Origin of the sequence: Flectobacillus rivi, assembly GCF_030056655.1 — a bacterium.
Classification (GTDB): domain Bacteria; phylum Bacteroidota; class Bacteroidia; order Cytophagales; family Spirosomataceae; genus Flectobacillus; species Flectobacillus rivi.
Window position 1 is genome coordinate 294,774 of sequence record NZ_JASHIE010000008.1, and the last position, 19,115, is coordinate 313,888.

General features: G+C 37.6%; 16 protein-coding genes. 5 read left to right on the forward strand and 11 right to left on the reverse strand.

Translation table 11 applies throughout. The features are described from left to right. Positions 1 to 25: 25 nt before the first annotated feature. The 4 genes from QM481_RS12790 to QM481_RS12805 all read right to left on the reverse strand — a co-directional run bounded on the left by QM481_RS12790 (position 26) and on the right by QM481_RS12805 (position 2,925). On the reverse strand, positions 26 to 541 hold the full coding sequence (locus QM481_RS12790; protein WP_283345834.1) for an ExbD/TolR family protein: 516 nt from the start codon (positions 539 to 541) through the stop codon (positions 26 to 28). A 116-nt stretch (positions 542 to 657) separates the two neighbouring features. Further along, positions 658 to 1,266 (reverse strand): ExbD/TolR family protein, encoded by a 609-nt coding sequence (locus QM481_RS12795; RefSeq protein ID WP_095167521.1) that lies wholly within the window; start codon positions 1,264 to 1,266, stop codon positions 658 to 660. A 104-nt stretch (positions 1,267 to 1,370) separates the two neighbouring features. Then, on the reverse strand, positions 1,371 to 2,213 hold the full coding sequence (locus tag QM481_RS12800; RefSeq protein ID WP_166549594.1) for a MotA/TolQ/ExbB proton channel family protein: 843 nt from the start codon (positions 2,211 to 2,213) through the stop codon (positions 1,371 to 1,373). A 304-nt stretch (positions 2,214 to 2,517) separates the two neighbouring features. Beyond that, a complete protein-coding gene (locus QM481_RS12805) occupies positions 2,518 to 2,925 on the reverse strand; it encodes a hypothetical protein (RefSeq protein ID WP_283382039.1) in 408 nt (135 codons plus the stop codon). 58 nt (positions 2,926 to 2,983) lie between these two features. Between QM481_RS12805 and QM481_RS12810 the strand changes: the two genes are divergently transcribed. Beyond that, complete coding sequence (locus tag QM481_RS12810; RefSeq protein WP_166549592.1) at positions 2,984 to 3,310, forward strand: DciA family protein; 327 nt, start codon at positions 2,984 to 2,986, stop codon at positions 3,308 to 3,310. A 37-nt stretch (positions 3,311 to 3,347) separates the two neighbouring features. Here the strand turns inward: QM481_RS12810 and QM481_RS12815 are convergent, their stop codons facing one another. The 6 genes from QM481_RS12815 to QM481_RS12840 all read right to left on the reverse strand — a co-directional run bounded on the left by QM481_RS12815 (position 3,348) and on the right by QM481_RS12840 (position 12,024). Next, the gene (locus tag QM481_RS12815) at positions 3,348 to 4,283 is read right to left on the reverse strand and encodes a sugar phosphate isomerase/epimerase family protein (protein ID WP_310589666.1); all 936 of its coding nucleotides are present in this window, start codon (positions 4,281 to 4,283) and stop codon (positions 3,348 to 3,350) included. Between the two features lie 35 nt (positions 4,284 to 4,318). Next, entirely contained in the window at positions 4,319 to 4,762 is a 444-nt protein-coding gene (locus QM481_RS12820; RefSeq protein ID WP_166549590.1) for a transcription elongation factor, read from the reverse strand. Between the two features lie 4 nt (positions 4,763 to 4,766). Beyond that, complete coding sequence (gene recQ, locus QM481_RS12825) at positions 4,767 to 6,905, reverse strand: DNA helicase RecQ (protein WP_283382040.1); 2,139 nt, start codon at positions 6,903 to 6,905, stop codon at positions 4,767 to 4,769. A gap of 189 nt (positions 6,906 to 7,094) precedes the next feature. Then, positions 7,095 to 8,987 carry an amidophosphoribosyltransferase gene (locus tag QM481_RS12830; RefSeq protein ID WP_283382041.1) on the reverse strand — a complete coding sequence of 631 codons (1,893 nt, stop codon included), beginning with the start codon at positions 8,985 to 8,987 and terminating at the stop codon, positions 7,095 to 7,097. Positions 8,988 to 9,515: 528 nt separating this feature from the next. Further along, positions 9,516 to 10,583 (reverse strand): ferredoxin--NADP reductase, encoded by a 1,068-nt coding sequence (locus QM481_RS12835; protein ID WP_166549587.1) that lies wholly within the window; start codon positions 10,581 to 10,583, stop codon positions 9,516 to 9,518. A 217-nt stretch (positions 10,584 to 10,800) separates the two neighbouring features. Next, positions 10,801 to 12,024, reverse strand: coding sequence for a 4-hydroxy-3-methylbut-2-enyl diphosphate reductase (locus QM481_RS12840; RefSeq protein WP_283382055.1), 1,224 nt, complete (start codon positions 12,022 to 12,024; stop codon positions 10,801 to 10,803). Between the two features lie 983 nt (positions 12,025 to 13,007). On the opposite strand from QM481_RS12840, the gene QM481_RS12845 reads away from it, so the two are divergent. From QM481_RS12845 to rpsJ, 4 genes are all read left to right on the forward strand, one after another. Further along, a complete protein-coding gene (locus tag QM481_RS12845) occupies positions 13,008 to 13,565 on the forward strand; it encodes a hypothetical protein (RefSeq protein WP_166549586.1) in 558 nt (185 codons plus the stop codon). A gap of 313 nt (positions 13,566 to 13,878) precedes the next feature. Next, a complete protein-coding gene (fusA, locus tag QM481_RS12850) occupies positions 13,879 to 15,972 on the forward strand; it encodes an elongation factor G (RefSeq protein ID WP_166549585.1) in 2,094 nt (697 codons plus the stop codon). A gap of 82 nt (positions 15,973 to 16,054) precedes the next feature. Next, positions 16,055 to 16,765 carry a pseudouridine synthase gene (locus tag QM481_RS12855; RefSeq protein ID WP_283382042.1) on the forward strand — a complete coding sequence of 237 codons (711 nt, stop codon included), beginning with the start codon at positions 16,055 to 16,057 and terminating at the stop codon, positions 16,763 to 16,765. 147 nt (positions 16,766 to 16,912) lie between these two features. Next, positions 16,913 to 17,218, forward strand: coding sequence for a 30S ribosomal protein S10 (gene rpsJ, locus QM481_RS12860; protein WP_095167108.1), 306 nt, complete (start codon positions 16,913 to 16,915; stop codon positions 17,216 to 17,218). Between the two features lie 81 nt (positions 17,219 to 17,299). Here rpsJ and QM481_RS12865 read toward each other — a convergent pair whose 3' ends face one another. Continuing rightward, positions 17,300 to 19,039 (reverse strand): M3 family oligoendopeptidase, encoded by a 1,740-nt coding sequence (locus QM481_RS12865; protein WP_283382043.1) that lies wholly within the window; start codon positions 19,037 to 19,039, stop codon positions 17,300 to 17,302. Positions 19,040 to 19,115: the final 76 nt, after the last annotated feature.

Sequence of the window (19,115 nt, forward strand, 5' to 3'; positions counted from 1 at the left end):
ATTTTAATTTCATTGGTGTGCTTAATTATTTTCCTGATTTCTTAATCATTTCCTCATCAATAGGAGTGATTTCAAGAAGAGCATAACGCTTGTTATCAGTAATTGCACACTCATCGAGCATATCCACCATATTTTTATACTTAGCACCCTTAGTAGCTTTGATAACGATGGTGAAGTTTTGTCCGACTTGCTTTTTTAATCTAAATAATACTTGTCTGATACCTTGATCTGAGTAGTCAGTTACTTGAACGACTGTTGTCGCATCACCTGGCTTACCTTGATAGTAGTAAACTTTATTTTCATCTGGCAACACAGTAAGTGTTTCCGATGCTTTTACAGGAGATGTTTCCTTTGTCTCAGTTTTATCAGGCATACTAAGCTGCATTGTCACGGGCTTAGCCAACGTAGTTGTTAGCATGAAGAATGTGATAAGCAAGAAACCTAAGTCTACCATTGGCGTCATGTCAATCTTGGTAGACGCTTTCTTACTACGCTTTTTACCACCTTTCTTACCCCCACCGGACTGGTCTATTTCTGCCATAGTCGTTGAGTAGTTTTAATGTTGTTAATAGGATATCAATCTAGTTGCTTCGAAGGTTATGAGTACCCTACCCCACAATGCAGGGCAGGGTTAATAAACTACTGAGTACAACTTAATTAATTTCTTGGTTTGTTTTCAGGACCTGTGATCAACTGGAAAACGTTGATGTTTTGTTCTTGTAATGTACCTACAACCTGGTTGAAAACTTTGTAATTTGAGTTACCATCACCTTTGATAGCTACTTGAAGGGCAGGGTTTGCTAATTTAGCATACGTTACCCACAAGAAAAGCTCATTATTAGCAGAATCGCAAGGAATACCTTGGTAGTATCCTTTTGCTTTCCAAGCCGATGGTTTTTCCTCTAATACTTGTTTCAGTGCTCCAGCTGGATAACCTACAATTTCAGAAGCCATAAAGTTTTTCTGCATTGTAGCCGAGATAGGAACACCAACACGGTTAGCCATTCTTTCCAACATCATCTGTTGTGCTTCCTTATCGTCAACACCCATGAAAATCTTGCCATCTGGCGCAACCGAAATGGTAATAACACCTTTTTCAGAAGGAAGCGGCTTTTCAGAGATAGACGTAGGAGGCGTAATGGTAACAGCTTCCTCAGGACGGAATTTCGCCGTCAACATGAAGAATGTGAGCAACAAGAATGCCACGTCACACATCGCTGTCATGTCCAAAGACACACTCTGTCTTTTTGCTTTTACCTTTGGCATAATGTTATTAATTTGAAAATTTGAGAAAACTTATATTTGAAAACAATCTTGGGATTCAGAAGAGTAAACTCTTCAGATTTTCAAATTGCCCAATTTTCAAACTACTAACTGTGGTGAGAAGCGAAGTTTTGGTTAACGCTCAAACCGATTTCGTCAATGCTATATGTCAATTCGTCAATTTTAGACGTAAAGAAGTTATAACCGATGATACATACAGCTGAAGTACCGATACCCAATGCAGTGTTTACTAGGGCTTCAGAGATACCGTTTGCAAGAGCTGAAGAGTCAGTTGAACCTCCTGAGTTACCCAAAGCCGAGAACGCTTTGATCATACCGATTACAGTACCTAATAGACCGATAAGGGTAGATACCGACGCCAATGTAGCGATGATAGTAAGGTTTTTCTCCAAAATTGGCAATTCCAATGAAGTAGCTTCTTCAACTTCTTTGCTCAATGCAGCCAATTTTTGTTCTTTGTCTAAAGAACCGTCTGTAGACAATTGCTTGTACTTTTTAACAGCAGCTAAAGTAACGTTACCTACTGAACCTTTTTGTTTGTCACACTCTTTCAATGCACCTTCAACATCGTCTTTGTCCAAAGAAGCTTGGATTTTACGAACGAAAGCGTTGATGTCACCAGTACCTTTTGCTTTACCGATTGTAAGGATACGCTCGATAGAGAAAGTCAATGAAATCAAGAAACATGTCATCAAAACTGGTACGATGATACCACCTTTGTAAACGATACCAAAGTAGTCACCTGGAATTGGGTGTCCGTCTGGGTTGTTGTTCTCAAAGTGAGAAGGATCTCCCATTACGAATTTGTAAAGAGAAAGTGCTACAGCAAATAGAATCAAAATGATTACGCCCGCAGGAATACCGCCTGACTTTTTGTTTGCTGGTGCTGCTGGCTTTGGAGCAGCTGGTTTTGCTTGTTGTGTACTCATTAGTTTGGTAATTTGGGTTTAAGTTAAAAAACAATTTTTAGGTGATTTTTTAAAATAAATCTACAGAAAACTGTTTCAAGACAAAAGATTATTTCGATTGTTTTATGTTTTCTAGTAATGACAAAACTAACATAAATTTCTTTTAATTCTCATATCTCTATTGTCAAGTTTTTTTTAAGAAATTCGTCCGTATTCAACAAACATTGTATTATAGTAATATTTTAAAGCTCTATTCAATACTTTTGATGTACTTTTTGAAGAATTTGATTTTTACAAGAAAATATATAAACTTTTGAACAATATCTTATTTCGGGTAAATCTTATCAAGGATTGTTTCAATTTTCTGTAATTCATGAGTATTTACTACTGACTTTTGATGAGAAAAAACACTCAGATATTTTTCAAGAATTGTATGCCCTCCCTCTAGGCGGATCCGCACCTTAGATGATTTATCAGCAAGAATCGATACTATATTACCGACTCCCCCTAAGTTAGCTTCTGGTTCGGCATCTACTAATACAAATATTTCTACTGCATTACTGATGGCAACTTTTAACTGATTCAAAATAAGATTCTCAGAATAATTATCAATGTCATAGGTTACAAAGTTGGCAGACCAGCCTTCTTGATAAATAATTTGGTGCAATGGATTTTGGTAGCGAACCTCCAATGGACTCTTTCGTACTTGAATATATAGCAATAATGTGTTCATGCGAATTGTATTTTTTTCAGCTATTAGCTGTACCTTTGAGTGTTTATTCCTTACAGATATGGCGCAATATTATTCATATAATCGAGAAAATGCGAAGCGTAAAACAAGCGCTTCCTCCCTCAAAGAAGCAATTGAAGATATGCTAGAGTTTTACAAACTTCGTACAAAGTTTGATGAAACCTATGTAGCTGCTCACTGGGAGCAAATTATGGGGGCTCCTATTGCTGCGAGAACAACCAAGGTTTATATTACTGAAGCAAAACTGTATATTCAACTGGATTCGGCCTCTTTGCGAAATGAGTTGTTAATGGCAAAAAACAAGATTCTTCAGCTAATCAATCAAGCTATTGGTGCTGAATTAGTTAATGAAGTGATTTTCCTTTAAAAAAAGCCCTTGTGTTCATCTGACACAAGGGCTTTTTTTATATGGCTGATGTTGCTTTTTTCAGTAATGCTATAGTCTTTTTGATTCCTTCTATTTCGGTTAGGGTTTCTCCTTCATACTCTATACCGATAATGCCTCTAAAACCTGACTTCTTGATAACATTCATCATTTTTATGTAATCAATCGTTGGCTCATTGCCTTTGGCATCAAAATTAAAGGTTTTAGCGCTTACTCCCTTAGCATAAGGCATCATTTCGGCGGTACCTTTGTATGGGTCATATTGTGTTTTGCACTGACTATGCCACTCTGCACCACTCCATTCTAAACAGAAGTTGCCAAAATCGGGCAATGTTCCGCAGTTTTTCATTCCAACCTCTTTCATAATACCCGCCAACCATGCACCATTGGCAGAATATCCTCCGTGGTTTTCCACGATGATATTGATATTATGCGCCTTTCCAAATTCGCTTAATGTTCTCAAGCTTTCTACACATCGCTTAGCCACTTCTTTAGGGTCTCCTTCTCCTCTTGAATTTACCCGAATGGTTTGGCAACCTAAAAACTGCGCAGCCTCCACCCATTTGTAATGGTTTTCGACAGCTTGCTTACGTTTTTGAGTATCAGCTTCACCTAATTCGCCTTCGGCATCAATCATAATCAGGTGATTGCGAATTCCTGATTCTACAGATCTTGTCCTTAATTCTTTGAGATAGGCTTTATCTTTTGCTTTATCAGGGAAAAATTGATTTACATATTCAACAATCTCTAAACCAAACTCTTTTTTAGCAAATTGTGGAAAATCTAAATTACTCAATTTGCCGCTAAAGATTGTTTTATGCAAAGACCATTCGGCTAGTGATATTTCATAAAAAGGTTTAGCAGCACTATTTAGCCAGTCATTTGATGACAAGGCCAACCCTGCTAATCCTAATGAGGATTTTTTGAGAAAATCTCTTCTTGTTTGTTGTATCATAGTAAGATTCAGAATGAAGGGTAAGATGGTTTTGATTAAGCTATTTGTTGAATTTGGTGTTTTTTTCCTCTAAAATCAAATGAATCGCCTACAACTTTCCCCATTAGTAATGCACCAATAGGAGATTGGGCTGACACTACCATCACTGCTTCGCCTACTACTTTGATTGAACCCAAGCTAACAGCAATAAAAAATATCCCCATACTCGTATGCACAAGTGCGCCCAAAGACACATGTTGAGGAGTATGTTGAGGATCTATCCTTTCGAGCAGAACTCTTTCTTGACGAGCTTGTTCGTATTGGCGAGCGTACATATCTCTATCTAACTGCCCCATCGCTCTTGCTGTTTCGTATTTGTCCCCAGCAGAACTTTTACTTTCCTCATTGGCAGAAGCTTGGGCAGCTTGCATAGCACCCCAAGCAGCTTGCATTCGTTCTTCTAGCTGATTTTTAATATAATCTATAACCTCTTGTTTCATAAGTCTACTTGTCTAACAAAGCCATTACAACTTTGATTTTGTGGTAATCGTATTTGCCCTGCAACAAGTCAAACACAGGTTTGACAGGTTCTCCTTTTTTAGTACCAAGTACTTTCATGGCTTGGGCAATAGCGTTAAACTCTACTGTAGTGACAAATTTGCGTAAATCTACAGGGTGACCCTCTTCAAAGAACTTCACCAGATGCGATACAATCGTAACAGGGCTCAAACCTCTTCTTTCTGCTATCTCATCTAGGGATAAACCTTCTTCATAAAGTGAAAAGCTTATTTTGGCAGTATCTCCTTTTTCACCTCCAGATTTACCTAAAGTTTTGATAAAATCCCGAATCTCTTTGAGGAAAGCATCACCATATTGTCTGAACTTCTGCTCTCCTACCCCTGAGACATTGAGCATCTCGGCTGGAGAAATAGGTTTTTTCTGCGCCATATCAGAAAGGGTTGCATCTGAAAAGACCACAAATGGAGGAATATCCAAGTTATCGGCAATTCGTTTACGCAACAATCGCAAACGTTCAAACAACTCATCACGAACCACCTCTCGTTTGGTTTTTTCTTTAGGAGCTGCATTGGCTTCGCGTTCAGCTTGCTTTTCTTCAAATGGCCTAAATCGTACAAGTTGCACTTTTTTACCATCTTTTAATACCGACCAAGAAGCGTTGTTTAGCTTGAAGGCATGTTGCTCGTCGTAGGCAATATCCATAATGCCAGAATTGAGCATTTGCTGAATATAGTCTGCCCATTCTTCATATTTCAAATCACGTCCTGCACCAAAGGTTTTGATTTCATGGTAGCGATGCTCTATAATTCTTCGATTGTTAGAGCCACGAAGTATATCAATCAACATACCCATAGCGATTCTTTCATTAGTACGTGCGATTGCAGAAAGAGCTTTCTGAGCTAGTACACTTGCATCAAACCTAATAGGGGGATTTTTACAAACATCGCAATTTCCACAGTCACGGTCTACCTCCTCGTTGAAATAGCTCAATAGAATTCGTCTACGACAAATTTCTGCCTCTGCATATTGCTTTAATCTATCCAGCTTAGCTAATTGGACTTCTTTCATTTCTGCTGGCAATTCAGATTGCGCCAGCATATCTTTTCGGACAATTAGGTCATTATAAGAATAAAACAATAGTGTATCAGCTTTGACACCATCACGACCTGCACGACCTATTTCTTGATAAAAACTTTCGATATTAGCTGGCAATGAATAGTGCATTACCCAACGAACATTGGACTTGTCGATACCCATACCAAAAGCAATAGTAGCGCAGATCACTTGTATATCATCTCGTAAAAATTGGTCTTGTACTTTGGCACGCTCGTCGGTGCTCATCCCTGCGTGATAGCATCGAGCAGAGATACCCACTTTTAGCAGTGAGTCGGCGAGTTGTTCTGTATTTTTTCTACTTAAACAATATATAATACCTGCTTTCCGAGGGCGTTCTTGAATAAACTTTTGAATTGTTTTCAAGCGATTTCGTCCTGGTTGTACCGACAATGATAAGTTGGGTCTGTCAAACGAACTAATAAAGACACGAGCTTCGGGAATTCCCAACTGGGTAAGTACATCTTTTCTGGTTACTCTATCAGCTGTAGCAGTTAATGCCATAAAAGGCACATTGGGCAAGGCAGACTTCAGCACGTGTAATTGAGTATATTCGGGTCTAAAATCATGTCCCCAAACAGATACACAGTGAGATTCATCCACGGCCACCATACTTACTTGCAAAGACTTTATCCAATCGAGGTATCCATTCGAAAAGAGTTTTTCAGGAGAAATATATAGTAGCTTTATTTCACCAGCTTTACATTGGCGTTCTATCGCAAATCGTTCAGCACCAGAAAGCGAAGAATTGATATAAGCAGAAGGAATACCATTGGCTTGCAATGCTTGAACTTGGTCGTGCATTAATGCGATTAGTGGGGAAATTACAATCGTAATTCCTTGCATCATCAGTGCTGGTACCTGAAAACAAAGGGACTTTCCTCCCCCTGTTGGCATCAATACCATACAATCCTGTCCATACAATACCCAATCAATGATGTCAGCCTGAAGAGGTCTAAATTTATCATACCCAAAATATTGCTTGAGTACTTGTTCTTTTGTCAATGCCATTTTAGCAAAATATAAATAGTGAATGATGATGAAGATGTCTGTAAAACATAGCGTGTAGAATGTTGCATCTTCAACACAAAGTTAGCAAATGTTTGGGTTTAGGATAAAACTGAGCTATTGCTTGTACAAAATAAAAGCGGGTAAATACCATACAGCATTTACCCGCTTTTGAAAAAATTGTTTTAGAAACTAGTAAGCTCTAATTTCTACTCCTTTCATAAAGTTTACAAAAGCTTTGTTTACAACCTTATTACCACCTGGTGTTGGGAAGTTACCCGTAAAATACCAGTCACCAAGATTATATGGACAAGCTTTGTTCAGACTGTCTACTGTTTGATAAACAATTGCTAAATCAGCTTTTAAGTCTGCTGGCTTTACTATATCTGCGATTTTAGCTGAAATCTCTTCGTTTGTAAATGGTTCGTAAATCGCCTTCACAAAGTTTTGTGTATGAGCAGTTCCTAATTCAAAAGCACTTACACAACGGCCCAAAGTATCTTCGAGGATATCTTCCATGTGACGCTCTTGTAACAATTCATAAGTTGCACGGAATGCCACAAAATCTTTCATTCTTGACATATCGATACCATAACAATCTGGATAGCGAATTTGAGGAGCTGATGAAACAATTACGATTTTCTTAGGTCCTAATTTATCCAACAACTTCAAAATAGAGCGCTCGAGTGTTGTACCTCTTACGATAGAGTCGTCAATCAACACAACATTATCAACGCCTTTTTTGATTACCTCATAAGTAGTGTCATACACATGCGACACCATATCATTACGATCGGCATCATTGGTGATGAAAGTACGAAGTTTTACATCTTTCGAAATCAACTTTTCAACACGAGGACGGAAAGTCAATAACTCCTCTAAAGTCTCTTCTGCCAAACCTCCGCCCATGATGGCTTTCTTACGTTCTTTGGCAAGATAATCTTCCAATCCTTCAATCATACCCAAAAAGGCAGTTTCAGCAGTGTTTGGAATATACGAGAATACGGTATTTTTGAGGTCGTAGTTTACTTCTTGAAGTACTTGTGGGATTACCAAACGTCCTAATTCCTTACGTTCGGCATAAATATCTGGATCTGAAGCGCGTGAGAAATAGATTCTTTCGAAGCTACACGATTTCTTTTCGAGTGGTTCAATAAATTTCTTTTCAGAATAGTTACCACGTTTGTCAATAATTAAAGCATGACCTGGCTGTACTTCCTGAATATCTTCGTAATTACAGTTAAATGACGTTTTGATAGCTTGTTTTTCTGAGGCAACTACTACCACTTCATCATCGGCATACCAAAAAGCTGGGCGAATACCCGCTGGGTCGCGTGCTACAAAAGCAGAACCGTGTCCAGTCACACCGCACATGGCGTATCCACCATCAAAATCACGACACGAACGCTGTAATACTCTTTGCAAATCAATGTTGTCTTCAATCACATTTGACAACTCTGGATTTTCGTAACTATGTTTATGGAAGTCAAACTGACGTTGGTTTTCTTCATCTAAGAAATGCCCAATTTTTTCCATCACGGTTACTGTATCCACTTTTTCCTTCGGATGCTGTCCTAATGAGATTAACTTATTAAAAAGTTCTTCTACATTAGTCATGTTAAAGTTACCAGCAACTACCAAGTTTCTACTTCTCCAGTTGCTTTGACGCAACATTGGGTGGCAGTTTTCGATTTCGTTTTGACCGTGTGTACCATAGCGCAGGTGACCCAAAAATACTTCACCAGAGAATGCTACATTTTCTTGAATCCACTTGGCATCTTTAGCTTTGTCTTTGTGGTCTTTCAAGCCTTTACGAAACTTCTTGTAAATTTTTCCGAAAATATCAGCTACAGCATTTTGCTCTACAGAACGGTATCTGCTGATATATCTGTGACCAGCAGGCACATCAATTTTGATGTTGGCTACACCTGCACCGTCTTGTCCTCGGTTAACTTGCTTTTCCATCATTAGGTAAAGCTTGTTGATACCATACAGCGGGGTTCCGTACTTATTGATATAGTACTGATAGTCTTTTCGGAGACGGATGAGTGCGATACCACACTCGTGTTTGATTGCGTCAGACATGACTTTACTTGGTAGTTATTTTGCGTTTGTCGAGTATTATTAAAAAATAGTACTCCTGAAACCATTTATACAGATTAAAGTGGTTCGGTAATTTTTCGCAATAAAATTCAGATTAATAGAGGGTTAACGATGGGTTATCTTTCAGTAAACAAAATTAGGTAGAAAATCCTGAGATTACCAAGAATTTTTGTGCCATATTTTCGAATGATAAAGTAAGAATTTGATACTTAATGGTTATTGAAAACTAAATCTTTATTTACTTATAATTTCATCCAAAATATTTTATGAATTACTGAAAAGACTCTCGTTTTTGATATTACCAACCAAAGCTACAAGCTATTTTGGAAAACTACTAATGCTTTTCGGTAAGCGAATAACTTTAGTTATAATTGCCATACAAAGCCCTATTTAAAATAGTTCCTCATTAGGTATAAATACTGTAATATCAGATACTTTGATGTGTTTTGTTACTTATAAACAATAGTTATCCACAATTTCGAAAACTTGTGGATAACTATTGTGGAGTATTTATTCTATTTCAATGACTACGCCTGATGTAGCTGGGTGCGCTACACAGGTCAAAATATAGCCTTGTTTGATTTCATTATCTGTCAAACCGTCTTCTTCGTCCATTTGAACTTTTCCGCTCAAACATTTGCCCATACATGCAGTACACATACCTGCCTGACATGAATATGGTAAATCTATATCTTCGCGAAGTGCCGCTTCAAGGATTGTTTCGTGTGGTTTTACTAACACTTGATAATCTTCTCCTTCGTATTGAATGGTAACCATTTGCTCTTTTAAGCTACCACCCTCTTCTTCATCTGCTTCATTGGCAGCGGTATCATGTGCACTGAAGAAATGTTCTTTGTGGATTTGGGCATCGCTTACTCCAAAAATTCTAATGGCATTTTCTACCTGCTCCATCATACCTTCTGGTCCACACAAGTAATATTCGGCTTTACCAATATCCAACCCAAAATCTTGTTTTAAGAAAGTTACTGCCGACGCTTGGTTGATACGAGTTTTGTAACCTGTCCATGTATAAGAAGGTTGACTTAGCACATGTAATACTCTAAAACGACCTTGATAAGTTTTTTCTAGTTCTTCTAATTGTTTCTTGAAAATGATATTCTCTTCATTTCTTGAACCATAGACTAAATACACTTTGGTATCTGTTTCTACTGGTAAAACTGATTTGGCAATAGACATTAATGGCGTAATACCAGAACCTCCACCAAATAAAACGATTACTCGCGACTTAGTTGGATTTGGTTCGATTACAAAATGTCCCATTGGTTCCATCATTTCGAGCGCATCGCCTACCTTAAGATTGTCACAAAGGTAATTTGATACCAGTCCTCCTGGAACACGTTTAATAGTTATAGCAATCGAAGCATCCTTGTTAGGCGAACTAGACATTGAATAACTACGACGTACTTTTTTACCATCAATTTCTGGAATTAAAGTCAAAAACTGTCCAGCCTTGTAACTGACAGCTTGATGGATAGGATGCCAAAAAGAAAAAGTCTTTGTATCTGGAGTTTCTTCAATAACCTCCTTTACAGTCAAATGAAAATATTTTGCACTCATCTAATGATATAACAGTTTACAAGACCTTTACTTTTTCGAACCCGATAAAAGTCAAATTAAAGTCTGGTTTCTAAATCAATTCAAGGAACGAATACCCTAAAAGTCCTATTTCTTATCATGGGACTTTTAGGATAATTCGACCACAAAACTACAGCAATCTATTGGGGTATCAAAGGATAATTTTCCCTAATGCATGGATAATAAACCTATGGTAACGCTAAAGTTGAGTCACTACCTCGTCTACATTTTTGGTATTAGGGAAAAAAGAGAGTAATCGAAGAAGAATTGCCTCCACAACTGCATCGGGACATGACGCACCGCAGGTTAGCATTATTGTGGTAATATCTTTATGGGGAAGAAAACTCTCTGTCACTTTTTCATTTTTAGTATGTAAATCAAAATGACTAATTAGATTTTCTGATAAAATTTTATCTGCTGAAGAAATAAAATAAGTCGGTAGTTTTTGTTCACAAAGCTCTACTAAATGTGAAGTATTTGAAGAGTTGTAACCCCCTGCAACAATTACCAAATCGGCTTCTTTTTCCAGCAAACCATACGTAGCACTTTGATTATCGTTGGTAGCATAACAAAGAGTATCACGAGTATCTGCAAAATAAGAAGTAATATCAAGCCCGTCTACGTGATATTTTTCACGCATAACATTTTTGAGATAATCAGCAATTGCCTGTGTATCGGAGGCCAACATCGTTGTTTGATTTACGACACCTATACGACGTAAATCTTTCTCAATATCAAAGTTTTCTGAATATTGACCTTTAAATTCTGTATAGAAATCTGCTTGAGGTTTTTCTCCCGTAATATATTTTGCAAGCTCAACCGTTTGCTTCATATCCTTTACCACTACGGTTGGAGCATTTTGTTTGGCATGAGAAAAAGTAGCACGAGTTTCTTCATGCGAAGGCTTGCCGTGTACCACGATGGTATAATCCTTTTGTCCAATGGCAGACGCACGATTCCACACCTTTTCGACAAACGGGCAAGTTGTATCATACTGATAAGCATTGATACCTATATCTGAGAGTTTTTGTTGTATCTCCAAGGTTGTCCCAAAAGCAGGTACAATCACTACATCATCGCTCGTTAGAGATTCCCATTCAATAAGCTGGTCTCCAGAGGTATTCATGATAAACTGTACCCCACGACTTAGTAAATCTGCATTTACGTCGGGGTTATGAATCATCTCTGAAAGCAAGAAAATTCGTTTATTGGGATTTTCATCGATGGTTTTATATGCTATCTCTACCGCATTTTCAACACCATAGCAAAATCCAAAATGTCTTGAAATCAAGAAGCGTACAGCACCAAAATCAAGCAATGTTGGCGTAAAATCCTTCTTGAGCTTGTCCTTTTGGCGACGTTTTTCCTTGATTCCTCCAATGATACTACTCTTATAGAGCTCTGGTATTTGAAAAGACTTCATTTTCTTCATTTTTTTGCGTGCTTCTAGTCCAATAGACTCAGCATCTGAACCTGACGCACGTTGTGCTTCCTTAACGGGAGATTTAGTAAATAACTCCATTTTATTAAACTAGTTTTTGACCTAACAGTTTTGAAAATCGTCGTTTAATCACAAAAAACTTGTAAAATCTTTCAAACACCCTTACAAGGTGATTGTCTTTGGTACTGTTAGACGTTATTGCTATAATTCATCGACCTGTCATCTTAATAAGATTTTCAGGAAAAGTACACCAAAGATAATAGTTGTCTCACGGATATTTTCACAAAGGTTAATTTCTTGTTTTTTCAAAACTCACAAAGCAGTTTTCATTTAAGCGGGCCACTTTTAAAAATATACTTTATTGTACCCCGATTGGTAAACAAGTAGCCCAATATGAAAACACTTTTTTTATTGTGATTAGTTCGAAAAATCCAACTCTCGAGATTTAATACAAAGTCCTTATTAAAGCCAAACGAATATTCGTGAATCATCCCTAAGCTTAAAGCTTTGTATCTATTAATTTTGTATTGAGTATTTCTTTAGACCTTCCAAAAAAATGATTTTTCTCATTAATATTCTCTTATTATTTACGGTATATTTGACTAAATCTAACATAGTAGTTGACAAAACCTCTTCTTTCAAAAACCTCTAAAACAAGCTTTTAAGCGTATTTAAAAAGTTTTTTCGTTTTTATCTGTAACTTTCAGCCCCATTCGTGCGTCAATAAGATAGGCAAGTCGGTTATTGAACGACTGTTTGGCAAAGTCATACAAACAACCGTTTAATAACTTTAACAATAAAGTATTGGATATGCTATTGATAAAGTAATTAGAGTATTCTATTTTTGTTGTTGCTTAGATAAAAAAAATACAACAATGCTATTAGCAAAATATTTGCCAATTAGTGTTTCAAGTTATTTCTAACAGTTAAAGTACTCTTACAAGTACACTTAACGATACAAGTTCATGAAAATTAGAACAAGGCGTTTCTTCCGAAACCCAATGGTGCTATTAGGAATCCTGCTTTGCTTCGTTGCTAGTTTAATATCATTCAGTCACGGGGTTGCAGATTTTAATCAGAACAAACAAGGGTTTTTCAAAGGAAATATTAGTTTCGAAGAGAATCGAGAGCATTCTTTCAAAACGTCCAAAGTAGTTGTCAAAAAATTAATAGAAAGAGGTGGAAATAGTATCACGATTATGGCCACCGACGACAGTACTTCTGAATCTGTTTATGTAAGACTTTACAATGTGGATAAACCATCTACTTTTTTTATCCCTGGAAATGGTACACAAAAAAATGTAGGAAACATTGTAAAAGATTTTAGTCAGTATCGTGACATCAACAATTTTTATCAAGCGTCTCTTCCCAATTCGGAAGGTTTGCTAAATGGAGTAGGACGTGTTAACATCATCAAATTGACAGATGATGAAATTGAGGGCGAAATCATTATTATGGCAAACAATGCCGAAGGAGAACAAGCTCAATTGTCGTGGTCAAAATTTAAAGCAAGTATTCAATAGACATAAAAAATACAATTTTTTGTGTAAAAATATATTTAGTGGTTAGGTGATACAAAAACGCTTGTTGCAGTTGCGACAAGCGTTTTTTGTTATTGGAAATATTCTTGGTTTAATCCAAAATCACTTTTGTTGACTTTATTAATGAAAACTTATCGTGATAATTTTTGTATTTCGCTAAGATTCAGTAATTTTGCACCCTGATTTTAAGATGGTTAGTCATGTCAAATTCATTAATAATTGATAATTAGAAATTTGCGCCAAGAACTAACCAACTAAAGAAGAACTAAAAAAAACTAAATAATCAACATTTAAAATGGCAAGGGATTTAAAATACACAAGAAACATTGGTATCGCGGCCCACATTGACGCTGGTAAGACTACTACTACTGAGCGTATCTTGTATTATGCTGGTGTAAGCCACAAAATCGGTGAGGTACACGACGGTGCTGCGACTATGGACTGGATGGAGCAAGAGCAAGAGCGTGGTATTACTATTACTTCAGCGGCTACTACTGTAAACTGGAACTATAGAGATGAGAAATACCATATCAACATTATCGATACTCCAGGTCACGTTGACTTTACTGTAGAGGTAAACCGTTCTTTGCGTGTATTGGATGGTCTTGTATTCTTGTTCAGTGCTGTTGATGGTGTTGAGCCTCAATCTGAAACTAACTGGCGTTTGGCTAACAACTATAACGTACCTCGTTTAGGTTTTGTTAACAAAATGGACCGTTCAGGTGCTGACTTCTTGAATGTATGTCGTCAAGTGAAGGAAATGTTGGGTAGCTACGCTGTACCTCTTCAATTGCCTATCGGTGCTGAAGATAAATTTGAAGGTGTAGTTGACTTGGTAAACTTCCGTGGTATCAAATGGAATGAGCACGATAAAGGTATGACTTTCGAAGTAGTACCTATTCCTGAAGATATGTTGGAAGAAGCTACTGAATACCGTGAGAAATTATTGGAAGCTGTAGCTGAATTTGACGAGTCATTGATGGAGAAATATTTCGAAGATCCAGAATCTATCTCTGAAGATGAAATTTTGGCTGCTCTTCGTGAAGCTACTATCTCAATGAAAATCGTTCCTATGTTGTGTGGTTCATCTTTCAAAAACAAAGGTGTTCAAACAATGTTGGATTATGTAATGGCGATTCTTCCTTCTCCATTAGATAAAGAATCTATCAAAGGTACTGACCCTCGTACTGATGCTGAGATCATCCGTAAACCATCTACTTCTGAGCCATTCTCTGCTTTAGCATTTAAAATCGCAACTGACCCTTATGTAGGTCGTTTGTGTTTTGTTCGTGCTTACTCAGGTGTGTTAGAGGCTGGTTCTTATATCTTGAACAACCGTTCTGGAAACAAAGAGCGTATCTCTCGTATCTTCCAAATGCACGCTAACAAGCAAAACTCAATCGAGCGCTTAGAGGCTGGTGATATTGCTGCGGTAGTAGGTTTCAAAGACATCAAAACTGGTGATACCCTTTCTGATGAGAAAAACCCTATCGTTCTTGAATCAATGGTATTCCCTGATCCAGTTATTGGTTATGCTATCGAGCCTAAGAAATCAGCTGACCAAGACAACTTCTCGAAAGCTATTGGTAAATTGATCGAAGAAGACCCTACTTTGCAAGTTGAATCTAACGAAGAAACAGGTCAAACTATCATCAAAGGTATGGGTGAACTTCACCTTGAAATCATCATCGACCGTATGCGTCGTGAATTCAAAGTGGAAGTAAACCAAGGTGCTCCTCAGGTAGCTTACAAAGAATCGTTGACTAAAACTACTGAACACCGTGAAGTTTACAAGAAACAATCGGGTGGTAAAGGTAAGTTTGCCGACATCGTATTCGAAATGGGACCAAGAGAAGATGGTAAAGAAGGTTTGGAATTCGTTAACGGTATCGTTGGTGGTGTAATTCCAAAAGAATTTATCCCTGCTATCCAAAAAGGTTTCGAAGGTGCTATGAAAAATGGTGCTTTAGCTGGATACCCAATGGACTCAATGCGTGTTCGTTTGTTCCACGGTTCATTCCACGACGTCGATTCAGATGCGTTGTCATTCGAATTGGCAGCTCGTATGGGTTACAAAGAAGCAGCAAAAGCAGCAGGTGCTAAATTGATGGAGCCTATCATGGCTGTTGAAGTAGTAACTCCTGACGAATATACTGGTCCTATCACAGGTGACATGAACCGTCGTCGTGGTATGATGAAAGGTATGGACTCAAAACAAGGTGCTGTAATCTTGAAAGCAGATATTCCATTGTCTGAATTGTTCGGTTATGTAACTGACCTTCGTACAATGTCTTCTGGTCGTGCTACAGCTAACTTGACTTTCTCTCACTATGAATTCGTTCCGCAAAACATTGCAGACGAAGTAGTGAAAAAAGCTAAAGGTTTGTAATAACACGCTAGCTTGCTAGTTGTATATAAGCTACCGCCTCCTCGACTTGTCGTGGAGGCGGTTTTATTTATCCCCTACTCCAATGACGCTTCCCATTCTTTATCAAGACGAATATCTTGTAGCTATCAACAAACCTCATAATTTGTTGGTACACCGCTCGCCTATTGCTGCCGAAGAAACTGTATTTGCTTTACAGCTACTTCGAGACCAACTGGGTGTTTGGGTAAGTCCATGTCACCGAATTGACCGTAAAACTGGTGGAGTACTATTATTTGCCTTGAATAAAGAGGTGGATAAACTTGTCAAACAGCAGTTTGAACAACATACTACTCGCAAAAAATATTGGGCTTTAGTAAGAGGATATTTACCAGAAGAAGGCTTTACTGACAGACCTTTGGCTAAAGACAATGGAGATATGCAAGATGCGCTTACTCGATTTAAATGTTTGCAGCAAATTGAGTTACCGATAGAAGTGAGTCGCTATCCAACGTCTCGATATTCGTTGGCAGAAATATATCCTGAAACAGGTCGAATGCACCAAATAAGACGGCATTTTGCACAATTACGCCATTATCTTATTGGTGACAAAACTCATGGAGAATGTAAACATAATAAGATGTTTGAGCAGCATTTTGGACTGAATACAATGCTTCTTCATGCAGCTTCGTTGGAAATTGTCCATCCTGTTACCAATAAACCATTGTTGATTGAAGCACCCTTACAAAATGAGTTCTTGGAAATTCTACAAAAGATTGGAATTTCTACAGATGATTTGCTTATTGAACACCAATAGTTATATCATTAAGCTACAAATCATTTTGCTTTATAAAAATATCTAGAATAGCATTTGCTCAATAACTTGTAAATCAGTAATTTTGCAGTCCCAAATCCGAAGCAAATGGTACTTTCGGCTTTGGTTTTACCAAACGTACCAATTCAGATGAATCAAAAAATCAGAATCAAATTGAAGTCTTTTGACCACACTTTAGTGGACAAATCGGCTGAGAAAATCGTGAAGGCTGTTAAGGCTACAGGTGCTGTTGTTTCAGGTCCTATTCCTTTGCCTACAAAAGTGGAAAAATTCACAGTTTTGCGTTCACCACACGTTAACAAAAAAGCTCGTGAGCAATTCCAATTGTGTACTTACAAGCGTCTAATCGACATCTACTCATCATCTCCAAAAACAGTTGATGCTTTGATGAAATTAGAATTGCCTTCAGGTGTTGACGTTGAAATCAAAGTGTAGTTTGCCTTGATTCCAAATCATAAAAAATCCCATCCAGACCAAGTCTAGATGGGATTTTTGTTTTATGACATTTAGTATTTTTTAGTTTTTTAGTGCATTTAATTCACCTTGCAAAAATGTCATCAATGAAGCAATATGCTCTTTTGAAAAATCAAATGGAATATTTGCCGCATTGTAGACCGATGCCATTGGTTTAGTATATCCCAGCTTCAACGCATTCAAGTAGCCTTCTAAACCTTTTTGTGGATTTTCTTTGTAGTTTTTCCACACGCCGATAGCACCCAACTGCGCAATACCATATTCGATATAATAGAAAGGTAATTCGAATATATGTAATTGACGATGCCACATACTCGATTTGAAGGTTTCCAAACCAGACCAGTCTGTAATCGAATCCGCAAACTGTTCATAAATACGAAGCCATGCTTGTGTACGCTCTGCTGTGGTATGAGTTGGATTTTCATAAATCCAATGTTGGAATTTATCCACAGTAGCTACCCACGGCAAAGTACTCAAAATATCCTCTAAGTGTTGAATCTTTGCACGACGCAATTCTTCCTCATTATCGAAATATACATGCCAGTAATCCATCGTAATCAACTCCATCGACATCGAGGCTAACTCTGCCACCTCTGACGGAAAATTACGGAAGGTATTTAGGGCTAAATCTTTAGTTACAATCGAATGAACGGCATGTCCACCCTCATGTAACAAGGTAATCACATCGCGCATCAACGATGAAGCGTTCATGAAAATAAATGGAAAACCCGTTTCTTCTAAAGGATAATTGTATCCTCCTGGTGCTTTACCAACTCTTGATTCCAAATCTAAGCGACCCATTTGTTTCATCAAGGTCAAACATTCACCTAAGAATGGATCGAGAAGATTAAAGCAATCGATAGTTTTATTAAGCAAATCTTCACCTCCATTGAACGGATGCAAAGCTGGACGTCCTTTTACGTCGACACCTTTGTCCCAAGGACGTAATGAATCTAATGCTAGCGTTGCTTTGCGTTCCTCTGCCAATTGATTCAAGATTGGCACAACTGTTTCTGCTACAGCTTCATGAAAATCGAAGCATTCTTTTGGAGTGTAGTCAAAGCGCTTTAGTGAAGCAAACGAATAATCGCGGAAGTTTTCAAAACCTGCATTCAATGCAATCTGATGACGAACGGTTTTAAGTTTATTGAAAACTTCATCCAATTTGTCACGATCTTGAATACGACGTTCTTGGATTTTGCGATAAGCCATTTCACGAATAGCTCTGTCAGCATTTTCCAAAAATACACCCGCTTGTTGCAAAGTTTTAGTCTGACCATCTATCTCAACAGTCATTACACCTACTGTACCTTGGTATTCGCTAGAGAGGTTTTGGACTTCTGTAAAAAGGCTAATATTTTCGGTTCTGAATATTTCAGTAGCTTTTTTGATTCCTCTAAAAGTAATATTAAAAGCTTCAGCGTCGTCTCCTTCAGATGTCAAAATATCTAAGAAAGGACTTTCTAACGTCTTTTTATTAAGCGTATCATCATAATTTGCCAGCTCGGGTTGGATTTCGGTCACGAACTGGTCAAAATGTGCTTTTACTTCTTTATCAGTAGTATCGCAAGTCATTTTGATATAGCGCCAAGCAAAGTTTTCTGAAAGATAACTTTCAAGCTCAGAGCGATCTTTCAAGAATTTTCTAAATTCTTCAAGTGTATCAATGGGACGTTCTACCAAATTATCATAAAATGGCTTTACGCTTTCTACATTAGTTAATTCAAAAGTATCTCCAAGAAAAGTACGTACAGGAGGAGTAGTCGATATAGTCGCAGTCATAATAATAGATTAAGATTGTTATGCTAAGTTAGCGTTTAACGATAGGTCGTTTCAAGACATAATATACCTTTATTCG

Bases quoted from the DNA above. Each gene is read 5' to 3' on its own strand.
- QM481_RS12790 (WP_283345834.1), bottom strand. From the start codon at position 541: ATGGCAGAAATAGACCAGTCCGGTGGGGGTAAGAAAGGTGGTAAAAAG.
- QM481_RS12795 (WP_095167521.1), bottom strand. From the start codon at position 1,266: ATGCCAAAGGTAAAAGCAAAAAGACAGAGTGTGTCTTTGGACATGACA.
- QM481_RS12800 (WP_166549594.1), bottom strand. From the start codon at position 2,213: ATGAGTACACAACAAGCAAAACCAGCTGCTCCAAAGCCAGCAGCACCA.
- QM481_RS12805 (WP_283382039.1), bottom strand. From the start codon at position 2,925: ATGAACACATTATTGCTATATATTCAAGTACGAAAGAGTCCATTGGAG.
- QM481_RS12810 (WP_166549592.1), top strand. From the start codon at position 2,984: ATGGCGCAATATTATTCATATAATCGAGAAAATGCGAAGCGTAAAACA.
- QM481_RS12815 (WP_310589666.1), bottom strand. From the start codon at position 4,283: ATGATACAACAAACAAGAAGAGATTTTCTCAAAAAATCCTCATTAGGA.
- QM481_RS12820 (WP_166549590.1), bottom strand. From the start codon at position 4,762: ATGAAACAAGAGGTTATAGATTATATTAAAAATCAGCTAGAAGAACGA.
- recQ (WP_283382040.1), bottom strand. From the start codon at position 6,905: ATGGCATTGACAAAAGAACAAGTACTCAAGCAATATTTTGGGTATGAT.
- QM481_RS12830 (WP_283382041.1), bottom strand. From the start codon at position 8,987: ATGTCTGACGCAATCAAACACGAGTGTGGTATCGCACTCATCCGTCTC.
- QM481_RS12835 (WP_166549587.1), bottom strand. From the start codon at position 10,583: ATGAGTGCAAAATATTTTCATTTGACTGTAAAGGAGGTTATTGAAGAA.
- QM481_RS12840 (WP_283382055.1), bottom strand. From the start codon at position 12,024: ATGAAGTCTTTTCAAATACCAGAGCTCTATAAGAGTAGTATCATTGGA.
- QM481_RS12845 (WP_166549586.1), top strand. From the start codon at position 13,008: ATGAAAATTAGAACAAGGCGTTTCTTCCGAAACCCAATGGTGCTATTA.
- fusA (WP_166549585.1), top strand. From the start codon at position 13,879: ATGGCAAGGGATTTAAAATACACAAGAAACATTGGTATCGCGGCCCAC.
- QM481_RS12855 (WP_283382042.1), top strand. From the start codon at position 16,055: ATGACGCTTCCCATTCTTTATCAAGACGAATATCTTGTAGCTATCAAC.
- rpsJ (WP_095167108.1), top strand. From the start codon at position 16,913: ATGAATCAAAAAATCAGAATCAAATTGAAGTCTTTTGACCACACTTTA.
- QM481_RS12865 (WP_283382043.1), bottom strand. From the start codon at position 19,039: ATGACTGCGACTATATCGACTACTCCTCCTGTACGTACTTTTCTTGGA.